Raw genomic sequence first — 19,421 nt, 5'->3', positions numbered from 1 at the left:
GGGAAAAAATGAAAAAAATAATTTTACTTGCCGCATTAACTGTGTTTGGAATTACTACTTCTAACGCACAAGAAACTTCAAAAAAATTAAAAGCTGCTAAAACAGCTGTTACTTCAAAACTTCCTAAAGTTGAAGGAGCTGGAATGGTTTTTGAAAATGAAACTATTGATTATGGAACAATTGCACATAATTCAGATGGAAATCGCCAATTCGTATTTACAAATAACGGTACAAAACCATTAATCATCACAAACACTCAAGGATCATGTGGTTGTACGGTTCCTACTACACCTAAAGAACCTATTGCACCTGGAGCAAAAGGAGTGATTGGAGTAAAATATGCTACTGACAGAGTAGGTCCTTTTACAAAAACGGTTACGGTTACTTCAAATGCGGAAGGACAAGCTACTAAAACATTAACTATCAAAGGTACTGTTTTAGCTGATGATGCAAAAAAGAGCTAAAATTTTATATTCAATTAAAAAGCTTCCTTTATTTTGGAAGCTTTTTTTTTACGATTAATCCCCAACGAATGAGAAAGCTAGAAAACAGCGAACTAGAAAGAAAATCCATTGAAGATTTTAAAAAATCCGAGAAAACACCTTTAATTTTAATCTTGGACGACATCCGAAGTTTACATAATATTGGTTCAGTATTTAGAACAGCCGATGCTTTTTTGATTGAAAAAATCTATTTGTGTGGAATAACTGCAACACCGCCCAACAAAGAAATACACAAAACAGCCTTGGGCGCTACCGAAACCGTTAGTTGGGAACACCATGAAAATGTATTGGAAGTCATTAGTCAATTAAAAAAAGAAAACATCACAACACTTGCTATTGAACAAGTTGAAAGTGCCACTTTTCTTCAAGATTTTCAAGTAGAAAAAGGTCAAAAATATGCACTTGTTTTTGGGAATGAAGTTTTCGGAGTTTCACAAGAAGCCGTTGCCCTTTGTGATGGATGCATCGAAATTCCGCAATTAGGAACCAAACATTCATTGAATATCTCAGTCAGTGCTGGAATTGTAGTATGGGATTTATTTCAAAAACTACATTGGCCTAGTTAATGTATAACAATATCCTGAACCACCACACAATTACTATCATCAGAACAGTTTTCTAATAAATCAGCCATTGTTTGATTTAAAATAGGATGTCTCCAAGGAATATCTAAATCCAAAAGAGGCATTAAAACAAACTTTCGTTCCTGTAATAATGGGTGTGGAATTTGTAAGGTATCGGTATCTAATATTTTGTCTTCAAAGAAAATCAAATCGATATCAATACTACGAGCTTGATATCCTAGCTGCTCTTTCCTGATACGCCCCATTTCTTGCTCTATCATTAAAGCCAATTCTAAAACATGAGTTGGCTCATGAGTCGTAAGTACTGATAAGGCACAATTATAAAAAGGATCACTTTCAAAACCCCAAGAAGGTGTTTGATACAACTTAGAAACCTGAATAACTACTCCTATTCTTTCAGTGATTAACTGAATACAATGCAAAATGTTTTCAAGTTTATCTCCTTGATTGGTGCCTAACGACAAAATAACTTGGTACTGTTGTTTCATATTAAGCACAAATTAACTAAAACAATTTTAGAATTAAGAATATATTTGCATAAAGTATGCCTGCCAAACCGTAACATTGTATGTTTTTATTTATTAGGTATTAAAAAATTTATAAGTATGAAATTTTTAGGAAATGTAGTTGCCACTATAGTAGGATTATTTATTTTTTGCCTATTGTTTATTTTAGGAATCTTTCTTATTGCAGGAGTCTTTGGTGGCGAATCTGAGATTGGTAGTATTGAAAAGAATTCGGTTATTGAATTAGACTTGTCTGAAATTGAATATGATTATGCTGGTAAATATAAAGACCCATGGGTATCCATTTTCTCTGATGACAATGGAGTAGGTTTAAGCGATATCATCGATGCAATTGAAGCTGCAAAAACAGATGATAAAATCAAAGGAATTTCTATCTTAAACAACCATTCAAATTTAGGAATGGCTCAAAGTAAAGAAGTACGTGATGCTTTGGAAAACTTCAAAGAATCTGGGAAATTTGTGATGGCCTATGCAGATACTTATTCGCAAAAAGAATATTATTTAAATTCGGTTGCTAATAAAATTTACCTAAACCCTGTTGGAGATATGGACTTTAAGGGATTATCTTCTGAAATCATGTTCTTCAAAGACTTACAAGAAAAAACAGGAGTAAAGATGGAAGTCATTCGCCATGGCAAATACAAAAGTGCCGTAGAACCCTTTTTAGAAAATAAAATGAGTGATGCCAATAGGGAACAAATCACAGCTTTACTTCAGTCTGTTTGGAATTCTGTAATTACTGATATAGCCAAAAGCAGAAACATTTCAGCAACCAAGCTAAATGAAATTGCCAACGGACTTTTAGCACGCACACCAGCAATGGCTAAACAACATAAATTAGTTGATTTTGTTGCTTATGAAGATCAATACCATGAGGCTATTAAAAAATTACTTCAAGTAAAAGAAGACAAAGAATACAAAACTATTTCTATCGTTGATTATACCCGAAAGTTACTCTTAGATAATGAATTTATTCAAGCCGATAATCAAATTGCGGTGATTTACGCTCAAGGCGAAATTCAATCTGGTGAGGGAGACGTCAATACCATTGGTGAAGGCTCCATAAAACGCTCTTTAAAAGAAGCTCGAAAAGACAAAAAAATCAAAGCCATAGTATTGCGTATTGACAGTCCGGGTGGAAATGCTTTAACCTCTGATTTGATTTGGAGAGAAGTTGAGCTGACTAAAAAAGTAAAACCAGTCGTGGTCTCTATGGGGAATTATGCCGCTTCTGGCGGATATTACATTGCTTGTAATGCCAATCAAATTTTTGCAGAGAAAAATACGATAACGGGCTCGATTGGAGTATTTGGAATCTTACCTAATTTCAGCCAGTTAACTTCAAAAATAGGCATCAACGTTGAACAAGTGAAAACGCATGAAAACGCTCCAAACTACAGTCCATTTGTCCCTATTGACGAGAACTTTAAAGCCGTGACGCTAGAAAGTGTTGAACATATTTACAAAACCTTTGTAACGAATGTAGCACAAGGACGTAAAATGACTTTTGCACAGGTAGATTCCATTGCGCAAGGTCGTGTTTGGACTGGCTCTGAAGCCCTAAAAATTGGATTAGTTGATAAAATTGGAAACTTAAACGACGCTATCAAAGCGGCAGCACAACTTGCAAAGACAAATGACTATTCAACAAAAAACTTCCCTGTCTATGAGAAAAATTTTGATGACCTATTAGCTAAAATCCCTTTCGGACAAACTAAAGCCGCTTTAATAAAAGAAGAAATAGGGATTGAAAATTATAAAATCATCGAACAAGTCAAACGACTTCAAGCACGTAAAGGCATTCAAGCTATTATGCCTTATGAAATTGATATTCGATAAAATATGAATACTAGATTCTACCACAAATTACACTAATTAGCACAAATTAATTGGCGAAAATAATTTCACTATTTTGTTAAAAACCAACTATTACCAACATTAAGTATTGGCTCATTTCAACGCATAGGTTTAATTAAAAGATTTGTGTTAATTTGTGTAATTCGTGGTAAAAAAAATCACAGTAAAAAGAAATACAACATCGGTTTGAATAAATTTCAAACCGATTTTTTTTATAAAAACTTTACAATTTAACTGTTTGATAAAATTGTATTTTTACACAACCATAACGGCAACATTTTTGCTGTTATTTCTTAATAATTTAAACTAGAATTTATGATAAAGAAAATCGGACTTATATTCGGAGGACTATTATTGCTCCTTACAGGAAGTTTATTTGCCATTCCTTATTTTTTTAAAGATCAAATAAAAGCTAAAATTGCACAAGCGATCAACGAAAAAGTGGATGCTAAAGTAAGTTTTAAAGATGCAGATTTAAGTTTATTTAAAAGTTTCCCTAATGCTACTGTGACTTTAGACTCTCTTGTCATTATTAACAAAGCACCATTTGAGGGCGACACTCTTGTGGCTTTGGGTGAATTGAACTTAAAAATGTCTGTCAAAGAACTTTTTAAAGAAAAAAACGAGTCGATTGCTATTCAAGGTATCACTTCCAAAAACGGTTTAATCAACATCATCTTCAACAAAGACGGTATAGGCAACTACGATATTGCTTTGAAAGACGACAAACCCAAGGACGATAGTAAAAGCGAGCCTTTGGCACTAAAAATTCAAGAATACAAAATAGAAAATTTCCAATTTCGCTATACCGACCAAGCTTCGAAAATTAAAATGGTAATTGACAGTTTGAATCATGAAGGAACAGGAGATTTTGCTGCCTCTAAATTAGATTTAGATACCAAATCAACGGCCAAAATATCGCTAGACATGGACAAAGTGAACTACATGAAAAATGTAGCTTTGACTTTGGATGCTGTTCTGGGAATTGATTTAGACCAAAGCAAATACACTTTTAAAGAAAACAAAGCCTTAATCAACCAGTTGCCTTTAGAATTTGATGGTTATATCCAAATGGTAGAAGCTGGACAAGAATATGACTTGAAATTCAAAACACCTACCTCTTCTTTCAAAAACTTCTTAGGCCTGATTCCTGCTGCCTATTCCTCAAGTCTTGACAATGTAAAAACAACTGGTGATTTTAGCGTGGTAGGTTTTGCAAAAGGAACTTATACCGATACTACCGTTCCTAAATTCAATATCGAAATCGCATCCAATAATGCTTCTTTTCAATATCCTAACTTACCTAAGTCAGTTCAAAACATTATTATTGACACCAAAATCATCAACGAAACTGGGATTTTGAATGACACCTATGTCAACTTAGACAAACTCTCTTTCAGAATAGACCAAGATGTTTTCAATGCTAAAGCGAATATTCGAAACGTTACCCAAAATGCTTTGGTAAATGCCGATTTAAAAGGAACCATCAACTTAGGAAATCTGTCCAAAGCGTATCCTATCAAATTAGACAAACCTTTATCGGGAATCTTAAAGGCTGATGTCACCACTAAATTCGATATGGAGTCGGTAGAAAAAAGCGAATACCAAAACATTTACAATGCTGGTAGTATGAGTCTTTCTGGATTCAACTATACGGATGAAAATGGTAAAGCACTGAAAATTGCTATGGCAATGGTACAATTTAATCCAAGTCAAGTGAATTTGAAGCAATTTAATGCTTCGACTGGAAAAAGCGACATTAGCGTAACTGGGGTTTTAGATAACTTCTATGGTTTTATCTTTAAAAACCAAGAGCTAAAAGGTAACTTTAGTTTAAACTCGAATCAGTTAGCGATTAGTGATTTTATGACTGCTGAAGAACCAGCAAAAACAGCAACCGAGAACAAGAAACCAGCGGATGCTATGAAGATTCCTGCTTTCTTAAATTGTACGCTTACCGCCAAAGCCAATACGGTTTTGTATGATAATTTAACACTAAAAGATGTTTCGGGAAAACTAATCGTCAAAGATGAAAAAGTAACCATGGAGAATGTTAAAACTTCGATTTTTGGAGGAAATATTGGATTGAACGGTTCAGTATCTACCAAAGGAAAAACTCCTGTATTTGACATGAATTTAGGCTTGAATCAAGTTGACATCGCTCAATCGTTTACGCAACTGGAGATGTTGAAAAAAATCGCTCCTATTGCTGGAATTATCAACGGAAAATTGAACTCAACTATTAAATTAAACGGAAATTTAACGGACGAAATGAGTCCTGATTTGAAAACACTAACAGGAGACTTACTAGGACAGTTACTTTCGACGACTGTTAATTCTAAGAATTCTACTTTGTTAACTGCTCTTACTACAAATCTTAACTTTTTAGATCTAAGCAAGATTAATTTGAATGATTTGAAAGCTGCAATTAGTTTTGATAATGGTAAAGTAAACGTAAAACCTTTTGATATCAAATACCAAGACATTAAAGCAACCATAGGTGGTTCACATGGTTTTGACCAAAGTATGAACTATACCTTAAAATTTGATGTGCCAGCAAAATATCTTGGCACACAAGCTAATGCCTTAATAGCCAAATTAACGCCTGCCGATGCCGCCAAACTAGAAAGCATTCCGATTAATGCTGTGATGACAGGTAATTTTTCGAATCCTAAAATATCAACCGATATGAAAACGGCAGTAAGTAATTTGACCAATCAACTCGTTCAACAACAAAAAGAAAAACTAATCAGCCAAGGAACTTCTAAATTGACGGATTTAATCAATAAAAATAAAAAACATGGAGACACTACCAAAACCGTTATTCCAGTTACAAAAGAAGAAGTAAAAGAAAAGGCAAAAGAGGAAGTAAAAGCCAAAGCAACCGACTTACTAAAAGGGTTCTTAAATAAGAAAAAGCCAGCAGAAGAAACCAAACCTGCTGAATAACATAAAAGACAAAGCCTAAAAGCAAATCACTTTTAGGCTTTGTTATTTTTAAACAGTAATCTGAACAATATATCCTTCAGACCCTCGAATATTAAAAACAGTATTATCTTCAAAAATGAGATACTGCCCTTTTACCCCCATCAGCTTTCCTCGAAAGGAAGGGGTTTTATCCAAATTTAAACTCTTCACTTTCGTTGGATACTCTAGCACTGGATAAATCATTTGGTACAAGTCATTTTTATCCAAAATAAAATAGTCCCGAACTTCATCTGGTATTAAACTTTCTAATTTTAAACGTTCAGCAATTAAATCGATAGGCTCAATAGAATTAGTTAGCATTTTGCGCCAATTGGTTTTATCTGCATAATGATTTTTAAGGGCTACCTCTGTTATCCCTGCTAGATAACGATTAGGAACTTCTACAATCGTAATTGCCTCATTAGCTCCTTGATCAATCCAACGCGTTGGGACTTGCGTTTTACGAGTCACTCCCACTTTGATCTCACTTGACAAGGCTAAATAGACAATATGGGGTTGTAACTGTACTTTTTGTTCGTATTCTAAATCCCTATCGGCAATACCTAAATGAGCCGTACTTAATTCGGGTCTCATAATCCAATCCCCTACTGCGGCACTGGAATAAAAACATTCATAACAAAAGCCTTGACGATAAATCGTCTTCTTTTTTTGACAATTAAGACATTGATACCCAACAAAATCAATCGTAATTTCATTTCCTACCATCTGATTCACATTCAAGAAACTATCTTCAAAAACCAAATAATATTGTATTGGATTTCCAAATTCAGTTTGCATTTTTGTGAGCACTCCTTCGTATTGCATTCGTTTAATGTTTGATGTTTGACATTTTTTGCTATTTTTGGTAAAGTTATCATTCATAATGCATAATTCATAATTACTATTACATAATGCCACTAACCATTATTAATTCATTTGCTTCATGGGTTCTCAAACAACGAATCCATCAAATTGAACTTTTCTTGAAATACCCTAATGAGGTTCAAGAGGAGTTACTTATGAATTTGATTCAATCGGCAAAATATACGAGTCTTGGCAGACAATATGATTTTGATTCCATCCTTTCATATAACAGTTTTTGCAACCGAGTTCCAATTACTAGTTATGAAGAAATTCAACCAATGATAGAAAGGACTCGTAATGGAGAGCAAAATTTATTTTGGAACAGCCCAATCAAATGGTTTGCAAAATCTAGCGGTACAACTAATGCTAAAAGTAAATTTATTCCTGTCAGTAACGAGGCCCTAGAAGATTGTCATTATAAAGGCAGCAAAGATTTGTTATGTATGTATTTGAACAATAACGAAAACTCTGAAATGTTTTTAGGCAAAAGCCTTCGATTAGGAGGAAGTTCTCAAATATACGAAGACAACAATAGTTACTTTGGAGACCTATCCGCTATTTTGATTGAAAATATGCCGATTTGGGCAGAATTTAGTAGCACCCCTAATAACCGTATCTCCTTGATGAGTCATTGGGAATCAAAAATTGCAGCCATCATCAATGAAACAAAAAGAGAAAATGTCACTAGCTTTGCAGGAGTCCCTTCTTGGATGTTGGTGTTGATGAATAAAATGCTCGAAGAAACTGGCAAAGGAAACTTACTTGAAATCTGGCCTAATCTCGAAGTCTATTTTCATGGTGGTGTGAGTTTTGAACCTTATCGTGAACAATACAAAAACATTTTACCTCAAAAAGATTTTAAATACTACGAAATATACAACGCTTCTGAAGGCTTTTTTGCCATTCAGGATTTGAATTATTCTGATGATTTACTATTGATGCTAGATTACGGCATCTTTTATGAATTTATTCCAATGGATACTTTTGGAACCGAGAATCAAAAAGCCATTCGTTTAGCTGATGTTGAATTAGACAAAAATTACGCTATTGTAATCACTACTAATTCAGGATTATGGCGTTATTTGATAGGCGACACCGTTCGTTTTACTTCATTAAACCCGTACCGAATTAGAGTTACAGGAAGAACGAAACATCACATCAATGTTTTTGGCGAGGAGTTAATGATTGAAAACACCGACAAAGCACTTGCTGAAGCTTGCAAGCTTACAAATTCTGAAATCATCGATTATACAGTAGCTCCTATTTTTATGAAAGATAAAGAAAAAGGGGCTCACGAATGGATGATTGAATTTAAAACACTTCCTTATGACATGGAGTTGTTCCGTAAGATTCTAGACGAAACTTTACAATCAATCAATTCAGATTACGAAGCCAAACGTCATAACAATATGACTTTGAATCCGCTTATTATCAATGTGGCACGTCCTAATTTATTTTATGACTGGCTTAAAGACCGTGACAAACTAGGTGGACAACACAAAATTCCAAGACTATCTAACAGCAGGGATTATTTAGAGCAATTGAAAACCATGCAGATTAAAATTACTGCCTAATGAAAATTATTATCTTTAGTGTTCTTGTTTTATTATTACAATCCTGTGCGGTTAACGGTAGAGTTTGTGGTGGCTCAGGAGGAAAACGTTGTGTGGAAATTCAAGAACAAGTTGCCAAACTCAATCTTAAAAACGTTTGAAACATTAATAGTTTTCAAATAATGACTAACGATTTTTGATTTTGATTGGCGTTCAATCTGCAATCAAAAATCGTTAATCAAAAATCTTAAATCTATATTTCGTCCATCATATCGATGTGTCTATCGTGATAGCCTAAAAGATATAAAACTCCGTCCAGACCCAGACTAGAAATAGAAGTCGACGCACTTTCTTTCACCTTTGGCTTAGCGTGAAATGCAATTCCAAGACCTGCCAAATTCAACATTGGTAAATCATTAGCTCCATCACCAACTGCAATAGTTTGATTAATATGTATGCCTTCTTTATCTGCAATGGCTTTTAGATGTTCGGCTTTCTTTTGACCATCTACAATATCACCTAAATACTTCCCAGTTAATTTACCGTCTTTAATTTCTAATTGGTTCGCGTGAACGTAATCAATACCTAATTCTTTTTGTAAATACTCTCCAAAATAGGTAAATCCACCTGATAAAATAGCGGTTTTATAACCATAATATTTCAAAGCTTTCATTAAACGGTGTGCCCCTTTAGTGATTGGCAAATTAACAGCTACATTATGCAACACCTCTTCACTAAGCCCTTCCAATAAAGCCATGCGTTGTTTGAAACTTTCGTTGAAATCAATCTCACCATTCATCGCTGATTCGGTAATTGCTCGAACTTGTTCCCCAACACCATTCAACTCCGCCAATTCATCGATAACTTCGGTTTGAATCAAGGTCGAATCCATATCAAAACACACTAAACGACGGTTTCGACGATACATATTGTCTTCTTGAAAAGAGATATCAACATCTAACGTTCTTGAAATTTCCATAAAACTAGCCGTCATTAGTGTTTTATCATCAATTTCACCCGTTACAGATAACTGAACACAAGAACGAGGGTATTCTTCTTTTTCCACTACCGAAGTACGTCCCGTTAAACGTACAATTGAATCAATATTCAAATTTTGGTTCGACATTATTTTGGTCACCGCAGATAATTGAGCTGCAGTTAAATGCTCCCCTAAAATATTGATGATATAACGTTGCTTTGATTGTGCCTTTACCCAAGTTTCATAATCTTCAATTGAAATAGGAATAAACTTCACTTTAATCCCTAACTCATAGGCTTTGAACAATAAATCCTTTAAAACAGGTGCCGACAAAGAACCTCTTTTTATTTCGAATAAAATACCTAAAGATAAAGTATCGTGAATATCAGCCTGTCCTATATCTAAAATCAAGGCATCATAGGTAGCCAATATGGAAGTCAATCCTGCGGTTACCCCTGGTTTATCCTGACCCGAAACTTTTAATAAAATGATTTCTTTATCTTCTATTGCCATATTGTTTTTATGTTGGTTTTCAGTGGGCAAAAATCGGTAATCTAATGTTGATATAAAAGAATAATGAAGATTTTTTTATAAAGTAGAGATTCCCGTTTTTTTTTTTAATATATAAGTCATTTAAACTTCACATCGTGACATTGTCTACTAGGATAACTATATTGCCTTTTACCACATTAAAGTTGTCCTACTACAATATTGATGAATAATAAAAGAATAACTTCAAACAAATGATATTTTACTACATTTATATTTCAGAAAAAACAATGAGCATTTCTGAACTATTGGAAGCTTTATTTCACTGTAGTTCTCAAATAAAAATTGAGACACCATTCTAGAATAGGATTAATATAAACAAATAATGGCAAAAAACAAGAAAATAGAAGTTCAAGGCAAAGAGATAAGAATCATTGTCGATAATGAAAACGAATTTATTTCAATAACTGATATGCTTAAAGCAAAAGATGGTGATTTTTTTGTTTCTGATTGGTTACGAAACAGAAATACGGTAGAATATCTCGGGATTTGGGAATCAGTTTACAATCCTAATTTTAATTATGGCGAATTTGCCATAATTAAAAGTCAAGCTGGACTTAACAGTTACAAATTAAGCGTAAAAGATTGGGTTGAAAAAACAAATGCCATTGGATTAAAAGCAACTACAGGTCGATATGGTGGTACTTTTGCTCATCCAGATATTGCTTTTGAATTTGGAATGTGGATTAGTCCTCAATTTAAAATTTACCTAATCAAAGAATTTCAAAGATTAAAAGCAGACGAAAACAATCGCCTTCAATTAGAATGGAACTTACAACGTACTATTTCAAAAATCAATTACCGAATTCACACTGATGCTATTAAAGAAAATTTAATCCCTAAAGAAATCACAAATCACCAATCGAACTTGGTCTATGCCAATGAAGCAGACCTATTAAATGTAGCACTATTTGGCATTACTGCAAAAGAATGGAGAGAAGCCAATAGTGAAAAAAAAGGAAACATTAGAGACTTTACAAGCCTAGAACAACTAGTAGTATTAAGCAACCTAGAAAGTATAAATGCTTTGCTTATTCAGCAAGGTTTATCACAATCAGACCGACTATTACAATTAAACAAAGTCGCCATTGCTCAAATGAAATCACTCATCGAAAGTAGTAGCATCAAAAAGCTTAAATAACTAAAGCATATCATTCAAGCACTATTTCATAAACCTAAAGACTTTATAGAACCTAAGAACAAACAATGTTCGACATAAAAAAACCTGTCCAAATCAATGAACAGGTTGCTAATTATTTAAAAATACCGAAACGTTACGAAGCAATCTCCAAACGTTTCAATAAGTTTTTATTCAAAGTTTCTTGGGCGTATTCTTTGTCAATTTCCAATACTTTATCATCAGAACTTGGCAATTCATACATCGCATCAGTCAAAATTGCTTCGCATAACGAACGCAATCCACGTGCACCCAATTTGTATTCTAAGGCTTTATCAACAATAAAATCCAAAGCTTCATTGGTTATAGTGAATTCAACATCATCCATTAGGAATAACTTTTGATATTGCTTGATTAATGCATTTTTAGGTTGCGTTAAAATTGCTCTTAACGTTTCTCTATCCAATGGATCCATATGCGTCAATACAGGCAAACGACCGATGATTTCAGGAATCAATCCAAAATCTTTGATATCTTTTGGGATAATGTACTGTAATAAATTTTCTTTATCTATGTTATCCGCATTTTTAGAAGTCGAATACCCTACAGCTTGACGGTTCAAACGTTTCGAAATCACTTTTTCAATTCCGTCAAAAGCACCACCAGCGATAAATAAAATATTTTGCGTATTTACCTCTACAAATTTTTGGTCTGGATGTTTACGTCCTCCTTTTGGTGGAACGTTTACCACTGTTCCTTCCAATAATTTCAACAAGGCCTGTTGTACTCCTTCACCAGATACATCACGCGTAATCGATGGATTGTCACTTTTACGAGCAATTTTATCAATCTCATCAATAAAAACGATTCCTCTTTCTGCTTTAGTAACATCGTAATCTGCAGCTTGTAAAAGACGTGTCAAAATACTTTCCACATCTTCTCCTACATAACCTGCTTCTGTAAGCACCGTTGCATCAACGATAGCCAAAGGCACATCTAACATCTTCGCAATAGTTTTAGCTACTAATGTTTTTCCTGTACCTGTTTGCCCCACCATAATGATGTTACTTTTTTCAATCTCAACATCATCGTCTTCTTGCTGCTGCATCAAACGTTTGTAGTGATTGTAAACCGCCACTGACATTACTTTTTTAGTTTGATCCTGTCCAATAACGTATTGGTCTAAGAACGCTCTAATTTCTTTGGGTTTCTGCAAAATCAAATCCCCTACTACATTTGGTCCTTTACTTGATTTTATTTCCTCAAGAACAATACCATGTGCCTGCTCGATACATTTATCGCATATATGCGCATCAATACCTGCAATTAGCAAATTGGTGTCTGGTTTCTTGCGTCCACAAAATGAACATTCTAACTTTTCTTTTGCCATTATTTTTTGTTTAAAGTTTAAATGGTTTAAAGTTTCAAGTTACGTACGCAACTTGAAACTTTAAACATTAAACTTGGAACTAATTTAACTTCTTCTCAACACTTCATCAATCATTCCGTATTCCTTTGCTTCATCAGCAATCATCCAATAATCACGCTCACTATCTAGGTGCACTTTATCAAATGTTTGTCCTGAATGATGCGAAATGATTTTATACAATTCGTCTTTTAATTTCAACATCTCTCTCAAGTTGATTTCCATATCAGTAGCGACTCCTTGTGCACCTCCTGATGGTTGGTGAATCATTACTCTTGAATGTGGTAATGCCGAACGTTTTCCTGCCGCACCTGCACATAATAAAACTGCTCCCATCGAAGCTGCCATTCCTGTACAAATTGTCGCTACATCTGGTTTGATGTATTGCATCGTATCATAAATCCCTAAACCTGCATAAACACTACCTCCTGGAGAGTTAATGTAAATTTGAATATCCTTAGAAGCATCAGCGCTTTCTAAGAACAACAATTGTGCTTGAACGATATTTGCAATTTGGTCATCAATTCCTGTACCTAGGAAAATAATACGATCCATCATTAATCTCGAAAAAACATCTAATTGTGATACATTTAACTGACGCTCTTCAATAATATAAGGAGTCATATTCGTAGGATTCATAGCCGATACGATTTTATCGTAATACATAGCATTTACTCCCTGGTGCTTTGTAGCAAATTTTTTAAATTCTTTACCGTAATTCATTCTGTTTTATAGTTTAAGGTTTAAAATTTAAAGCTTAAGGACGTTCAACAAGGAACTCTGAACCTTAAACATTTAAAAATAAAGAGCGTCAAAAAAAACTTTTTGACGCTCAAATATAACTATTATTTATCATTTAGCCTTGGTAATAAAATCATAAAGTTATTGATTATATTGTTTTAGAACAATTGACTTTCACTCCTAACTTCTTACCTCCAACCGCTAACTTCAAATTATTCTCCGTAAGAAGCAGCAATAAATTCTTCGTAAGTTACCTCTTTAGTTGTTGGGTTTGCTTTTTCTTTAAAAAGCTCCAATAACTTCTCAGCTACAACTTGCTCAGAAAGTCTTTTTACTTCGTCTTGGTTAGACAACACTCTAGCTACAATTTTTTGAACTTCTTCATCCGAAGCATTTCCTTGTCCAAATTGCGCCATTTGTTGACGGATATTTTTAGTTGTAAATGCTTTTAAGTCTTCAAAAGTGATTTTGATATCAGATTGAGCCATAGCCTTACCTTCAATCAATTGGTAACGCAATCCTTTTTCAGAACGTGCGTATTCAACTTCTGCTTCCTCTGCAGATAATTTTTTCTCACCTACAGTTTGCAACCATTTTTTAAGGAACGCTTCAGGTAATTCGAATTTTGTGTTTTCGATTAAAAACTCAGTAACATCACCTAATAATTTTTGATCAGCTTGTTGAGCAAATTGAGACTCAGCATCTTCTTTAATCTTCGCTTTCAATTCGTCAAGAGACGCTACAGCACCTTCACCAAACAATTTATCAAACAATTCTTGGTTCAATTCAGCTGGCTCAGAAGCATTGATAGCTTCAATTGTAAAGTCAACATCAATTGCCAAATCATGTACATTATCATGACCTACTTTAAGGTAGTCCATTAATTGGTGATCATCTTGAAACAATCCTTTAGTATTAACAGTAACAACATCACCTACTTTTTTACCAATGAATTTATCTGCAGTCGCTTGGTCTTTAAAAATAGACAAAGTGATTGTAGTTGTATTTCCAATTCCTTCGGCTTCGTTTGTAAAAATTCCTTTAATATCAGAATCTGCAGTTACCTCTTCTTGAGGAATAGCTTTTCCAAATTGTTTTTGGATACGCTCTACTTGACCATCAATTAACTTATCATCAGCAGTAACAATGTACTTTACGATATCATTCTTAGCATCCAAATCAATTTCAAAATTTGGCACTAAACCAATTTCAAATTCAAAAGTCAATTCTTCTGCATCCCAGTCTAAACCTTCGTTAACAACAGGAAGTGGAGTACCTAAAAGGTTCAATCTTTCAGACTGAATGTAACGCTCTAAAGCCAAATCAACCACTTTCTTAACCTCTTCTTGCTTAATTCCTTTACCGTATTGTTTAACAACAAGTTCTTTAGGCACAGCCCCTTTTCTAAAACCTTTAACTTGTGCCAAAGGCATTTTTTCGTTGATTCTTTTGGCTACTTGACCTTTATAATCCATGTGAACTACATTCATCACAATCTTCTCAGTCACAGCGTCTATTGCTACTCTTTTAATATCCATCTTCTTCTTTAATTTACATAATAAAATTGGGTTGCAAAATTATAAAATTTTTACAACCCAAACAAGCTTTTTTTTCCGAACCTTTAGGATTGAATTTCAAGTACTTCAATCCACCTAAGACATAGCTATTTTCAATGAATTATTTGGGCGTGCCCCTCCGTAAAAACTACGGGTCAGGCTGTACGCTCCCGCTTTTTATAGCCTGCCAAAAAAGCAGGCTATAAAAGAGCTCCGCTTCCATCCTTCACGCAGGATTCAGAACAAAACACAACACTATTCCAAAAAGAAAACTTAAAAATTCATCCAAATCTACAATAGCAATTTTCAGCCCTTTTTAGGACTTGATATTTAAAAAACCACAAATTTAAAAAGCATTAACTTTTTCTTATTAAAATAAATTTTGATTGACAAATCATCATTCTTATCTTTATAACTTTAAAAGCTGTAAATGCCACAAAATCAAAAAACAGCTTTCCCCAAATAACAATTCATAAATATGAAGAAACCTCAAATTCCATTAAACGAAGAAGAAAGAATCGCCGAGCTTAATTCTTACAACATAATAGGCGAACTTGAAAGTGAAGATTACGATTTCCTAACCCAAATGGCGGCACAAATCTGTGACACTAAAATATCCTTAATCAGTTTAATTACCGAAGACAAACAATGGTTCTTATCTCATTATGGATTAAAAGAACGTGAAACACCAAAAGAACTAGCTTTTTGTGCGCACGCCATCAACCAACCAAAAGATGTTTTCATCATTGAGGACGCTACTATCGACGAACGTTTTCACGACAACCCTTTAGTTACAGAGTACCCTAAAGTGATTTTTTATGCAGGTATGCCATTGGTTACAGAAAACGGTTTACCTCTAGGAACACTATGCGTGATTGACGATAATCCCAAAAAACTTTCCGAAAAACAAATTACTTCTTTGAAATTATTAGGGAATCAAGTCGTTAAGCTGTTAGAACTTCGTAAAAAAACTTTTGAACTAAATGAACAAAATAACGAACTACAAAAGGTATCTATTTTGTTCAATGAAAGCCAAAGAATTAATAAAATTGGCGCCTGGGATTTAGACCTTGCAACCAACAAAAGTTTTTGGACAGACGAAGTTTACAACATCCATGAAGTCCCTAACGACATGGTTTACGACAAATCAAAAGGAATTGAATTTTATCATCCTGAAGACAGACATATTATTTTGGATGCTATAGACCACACTATTGCTACCGGTGAAGATTTTGATGTCGTATGTCGTTTTATAACTGCCAAAAACAATTTCAAATGGGTTCGTTCCTCAGGTAAAGCATGGAAAGAAAACGGCAAAATCACTAAACTAATTGGAACTTTTCAAGATATAACAGAAAGAAAAGAAAGCCTAGAAAAACTCCGTATCAATGAGGAAGCTTTCAGAGGTAATTTTGAACACGCCGCCATTGGTATGGCACTACTCAATGAAAAAGGACAATGGTTAAAAGTAAACAAACGATTGTGTGAAATTCTAGGCTATACAGAAGAAGAATTTTTAAAACTGACCTTTCAAGACATCACACATCCTGAAGACCTTTCGGCCGACTTAAAATTACTTAAAGAAACCATCCAAGGTAAGCGAGAAAGCTACACCATGGAAAAAAGATACATCCACAAAAACGGCAAACCTATCTACATCATCCTAGCAGTTTCATTGGTAAAAAACAGCGAAGGAGGTATCCTCTATTTAATTTCTCAAATCGTTGATATTACCGCACAAAAGGTTTCGGAAATGCAATTAGCCAACACTATCGCCTATAACGAAGCCATAATGGAAGCTAGTACGCAAGTAGCCATAATTGGAACCGATATCAACGGAATTATTACCACCTTCAACGAAGGAGCAGAACAATTACTAGGCTACGATGCCACCGAACTTATTAAAAAAGAAACACCTCAAATCATCCACATTCAAGAAGAAATAGAAAAAGCTTCCAAAGCACTTTTTGAAGAAACTGGAAAAAAAATTGAAGGCATTGAAGTCTTTGTATACAAAGTCCGAACAGGAAAAGCAGAAACAAAAGAATGGACTTACAAACGAAAAGATGGAACCACATTTCCGGTCTTACTTTCAATGTCAGCAATTAGAGAAAATAACGAGATTACTGGTTTCTTAGGAATAGCTACCGACATTACACAAATGAAACAAGTAGAAAACGAAATCCTAACGCTACTTGAAATTGCAGAAACTCAAAACGAAAGATTAAAAAACTTTGCTTATATCGTTTCTCATAACTTACGTTCGCATTCTGGAGGTATTAGTTCCTTAATTGACTTGATAGAATCTGAATTCCCGGATTTTAGTCAAACAGAATATTTTAGTTATCTGAAAAAATCTTCAATTAACCTTTCTGAAACCATCAAACACTTAACAGAAGTAGTCCAAATAAATTTATCTGCTAAAGAAAAATTACAAACAGTTTCATTAAATCCAGTGATTGAAAACAATATCAGCAGTCTAATTACTCAAGCCAGAAACCAAAACATCACCATAATAAATGAAGTCGAACAAAATACCTCCATCAGAGCCATTCCTGCTTATTTAGATAGTGTTATAATGAATTTTATTACCAATGCTATAAAATATAGTTCTAACGAAAGAGATAGCTTTTTAAAAATCCAAACAGATAAAACAGATAAATATGTAGTTTTGAAATTTATCGACAACGGTTTGGGAATTGATTTAAAAAAACATGGTAACAAACTATTTGGCATGTACAAAACCTTTCATAATCACGCAGACTCTAGAGGAATTGGTTTATTTATAACCAAAAACCAAATTGAATCTATGAATGGTAAAATTGAAGTCGAAAGTAAAGTAAATATTGGCACTACTTTTAAAATATATTTAGAACATGAAAAAAATTGATATTGTATGCATCGTTGAAGATGACCCTACGCATTTATTCATAACCAAGAAATACATCGAGCTTTCTGGCTTAGTTGAAAACATCATGGTTTACAAGGACGGAAAAGAAGCTTATGATAAATTGAAAGCTATTTTTTTAGCTAGTCAAAAACTACCTCAAATCATCTTATTGGATTTAAATATGCCCATTTGGGATGGCTGGCATTTTCTTGAAGAATTTACAAAAATACCTATTGAAACTAAAGTTAATATCTTTATTCTAACCAGTTCAGATAGCGAAACAGACAAAGAACACGCTGCCAAATATAATTTAAACAGTAACTATTTAGTCAAACCCATTACACTAGGTGAAATAAAAACAATACTTGCCGAAATTCAAAGTTAAACAGAAAAACCCAATCTAACCGACAACTGGCTTAGATTGGGTTCTTTTTTGAACATCAATACTAACACCAATACTCAAATATCCTTCTTGTTTCGCAATCACATTTTGTCCAAAGATTACTTTCTTACCTACTTTTTTATACTTTGATAACGTAAACAACGGTTCTTTACCCGAAAAAATTCCTTTTTCAAAATCAACTGTTGTGATAACACAACGCCCAGAAGGTTTTACACCGTAAAAAGTATGATTATCTATGGTAAATTCCGTCCAATTTTCCTCCTCATAAGCTGAACCACCAGTGAACACAAAATTTGGTCGGAATCGTTGGATTGAAATAGGATTTTCTAACCGAGCATTCAAATCATCTAGCGAAGCTTGCCCAATAATCAAAAAAGGAAATCCGTCTGAAAACGACGTAATATCTTCTGAACTTACGGCATAATTAGCATCAACTTTTCGGTGGCTTTCTTCAGACATGAAGACTAAACGAACCGTAAATCCTAAAATTTGTGAAAACCAAGCCGAAATATCCGAATCTACTTCCTGTGCTGCCACAATATCTTCCCAAACAGTCACCTCCATTTTTGGGCTGTTGTTCTTTTGCGAAAGCGAAAATCGCACACTCCCCTTTGCCGAATCTCGATGACAAATAACAAGACTATCGTTTTCTATGCTGGGCTGAAATAAAGCCAACTCGGGATACTCTCTTTGGGTGATGAAAGTACCTTTTTCATCTACCAACATCCAGCGACGGTCGTATTCCAATCCGCGAAGGGTTACTTTAGCATGAGACAAGGCAATACCGCCCAATGATTTTACAGGATAAATCCAGATTTCTGAAAGCTGAAGCATTATATTTTTTTCTCAAAAATAAGAAAGTTTAATTTAACACAAAGAACGCCAAGGTAGCACGAAGTTCACAA

General features: G+C 34.1%; 16 protein-coding genes. 9 read left to right on the top strand and 7 right to left on the bottom strand.

Annotated features, from left to right (window positions below; translation table 11 throughout):
• Positions 1 to 8: 8 nt before the first annotated feature.
• Together SLW70_RS06495 and SLW70_RS06490 are read left to right on the top strand one after the other, a co-directional pair.
• Complete coding sequence (locus SLW70_RS06495; RefSeq protein ID WP_320891263.1) at positions 9 to 464, top strand: DUF1573 domain-containing protein; 456 nt, start codon at positions 9 to 11, stop codon at positions 462 to 464.
• A gap of 68 nt (positions 465 to 532) precedes the next feature.
• Entirely contained in the window at positions 533 to 1,069 is a 537-nt protein-coding gene (locus SLW70_RS06490; protein WP_320891262.1) for an RNA methyltransferase, read from the top strand.
• Here SLW70_RS06490 and folK read toward each other — a convergent pair.
• A complete protein-coding gene (folK, locus tag SLW70_RS06485; RefSeq protein WP_320891261.1) occupies positions 1,066 to 1,575 on the bottom strand; it encodes a 2-amino-4-hydroxy-6-hydroxymethyldihydropteridine diphosphokinase in 510 nt (169 codons plus the stop codon). The two genes, SLW70_RS06490 and folK, sit on opposite strands and share 4 nt — an antisense overlap.
• Before the next feature lie 117 nt (positions 1,576 to 1,692).
• On the opposite strand from folK, the gene sppA reads away from it, so the two are divergent.
• Both sppA and SLW70_RS06475 read left to right on the top strand, forming a co-directional pair.
• A complete protein-coding gene (gene sppA, locus SLW70_RS06480; RefSeq protein WP_320891260.1) occupies positions 1,693 to 3,453 on the top strand; it encodes a signal peptide peptidase SppA in 1,761 nt (586 codons plus the stop codon).
• Between the two features lie 333 nt (positions 3,454 to 3,786).
• Positions 3,787 to 6,420, top strand: a complete 2,634-nt coding sequence (locus tag SLW70_RS06475) for an AsmA-like C-terminal region-containing protein (RefSeq protein ID WP_320891259.1) — start codon at positions 3,787 to 3,789, stop codon at positions 6,418 to 6,420.
• A 48-nt stretch (positions 6,421 to 6,468) separates the two neighbouring features.
• On the opposite strand, the gene SLW70_RS06470 is transcribed toward SLW70_RS06475, so the two are convergent.
• Positions 6,469 to 7,263: a DUF2797 domain-containing protein gene (locus SLW70_RS06470; RefSeq protein WP_320891764.1), complete on the bottom strand. Its 795-nt coding sequence runs from the start codon at positions 7,261 to 7,263 to the stop codon at positions 6,469 to 6,471.
• 86 nt (positions 7,264 to 7,349) lie between these two features.
• On the opposite strand from SLW70_RS06470, the gene SLW70_RS06465 reads away from it, so the two are divergent.
• Positions 7,350 to 8,876 carry a GH3 auxin-responsive promoter family protein gene (locus tag SLW70_RS06465; RefSeq protein WP_320891258.1) on the top strand — a complete coding sequence of 509 codons (1,527 nt, stop codon included), beginning with the start codon at positions 7,350 to 7,352 and terminating at the stop codon, positions 8,874 to 8,876.
• On the top strand, positions 8,876 to 9,016 hold the full coding sequence (locus SLW70_RS06460) for a hypothetical protein (RefSeq protein ID WP_320891256.1): 141 nt from the start codon (positions 8,876 to 8,878) through the stop codon (positions 9,014 to 9,016). The genes SLW70_RS06465 and SLW70_RS06460 overlap by 1 nt, the downstream gene beginning before the upstream one ends.
• Positions 9,017 to 9,108: 92 nt before the next feature.
• Here SLW70_RS06460 and serB read toward each other — a convergent pair whose 3' ends face one another.
• Positions 9,109 to 10,347: a phosphoserine phosphatase SerB gene (serB, locus tag SLW70_RS06455; protein ID WP_320891254.1), complete on the bottom strand. Its 1,239-nt coding sequence runs from the start codon at positions 10,345 to 10,347 to the stop codon at positions 9,109 to 9,111.
• A 361-nt stretch (positions 10,348 to 10,708) separates the two neighbouring features.
• Between serB and SLW70_RS06450 the strand changes: the two genes are divergently transcribed.
• Positions 10,709 to 11,524: a KilA-N domain-containing protein gene (locus SLW70_RS06450; RefSeq protein ID WP_320891253.1), complete on the top strand. Its 816-nt coding sequence runs from the start codon at positions 10,709 to 10,711 to the stop codon at positions 11,522 to 11,524.
• A gap of 133 nt (positions 11,525 to 11,657) precedes the next feature.
• Here the strand turns inward: SLW70_RS06450 and clpX are convergent, their stop codons facing one another.
• The 3 genes from clpX to SLW70_RS06435 form a co-directional block, all read right to left on the bottom strand.
• A complete protein-coding gene (gene clpX, locus SLW70_RS06445; RefSeq protein WP_320891252.1) occupies positions 11,658 to 12,890 on the bottom strand; it encodes an ATP-dependent Clp protease ATP-binding subunit ClpX in 1,233 nt (410 codons plus the stop codon).
• Between the two features lie 84 nt (positions 12,891 to 12,974).
• Positions 12,975 to 13,649: an ATP-dependent Clp endopeptidase proteolytic subunit ClpP gene (clpP, locus tag SLW70_RS06440; protein WP_320891251.1), complete on the bottom strand. Its 675-nt coding sequence runs from the start codon at positions 13,647 to 13,649 to the stop codon at positions 12,975 to 12,977.
• 230 nt (positions 13,650 to 13,879) lie between these two features.
• Positions 13,880 to 15,205, bottom strand: coding sequence for a trigger factor (locus SLW70_RS06435; RefSeq protein ID WP_320891250.1), 1,326 nt, complete (start codon positions 15,203 to 15,205; stop codon positions 13,880 to 13,882).
• Between the two features lie 496 nt (positions 15,206 to 15,701).
• Between SLW70_RS06435 and SLW70_RS06430 the strand changes: the two genes are divergently transcribed.
• Positions 15,702 to 18,113 carry a PAS domain S-box protein gene (locus SLW70_RS06430; protein ID WP_320891249.1) on the top strand — a complete coding sequence of 804 codons (2,412 nt, stop codon included), beginning with the start codon at positions 15,702 to 15,704 and terminating at the stop codon, positions 18,111 to 18,113.
• Positions 18,100 to 18,498, top strand: a complete 399-nt coding sequence (locus SLW70_RS06425; protein ID WP_320891247.1) for a response regulator — start codon at positions 18,100 to 18,102, stop codon at positions 18,496 to 18,498. Before SLW70_RS06430 ends, SLW70_RS06425 begins: the two co-directional genes overlap by 14 nt.
• A 15-nt stretch (positions 18,499 to 18,513) precedes the next feature.
• Here the strand turns inward: SLW70_RS06425 and SLW70_RS06420 are convergent, their stop codons facing one another.
• On the bottom strand, positions 18,514 to 19,350 hold the full coding sequence (locus SLW70_RS06420) for an MOSC domain-containing protein (RefSeq protein WP_320891246.1): 837 nt from the start codon (positions 19,348 to 19,350) through the stop codon (positions 18,514 to 18,516).
• Positions 19,351 to 19,421: the final 71 nt, after the last annotated feature.

Origin of the sequence: Flavobacterium sp. NG2 (genome assembly GCF_034119845.1) — a bacterium.
In the GTDB taxonomy this organism is placed as follows: domain Bacteria; phylum Bacteroidota; class Bacteroidia; order Flavobacteriales; family Flavobacteriaceae; genus Flavobacterium.
The sequence above is the reverse complement of the archived record's forward strand: the minus strand, read 5'-3'. Positions and strand labels throughout refer to the sequence as shown.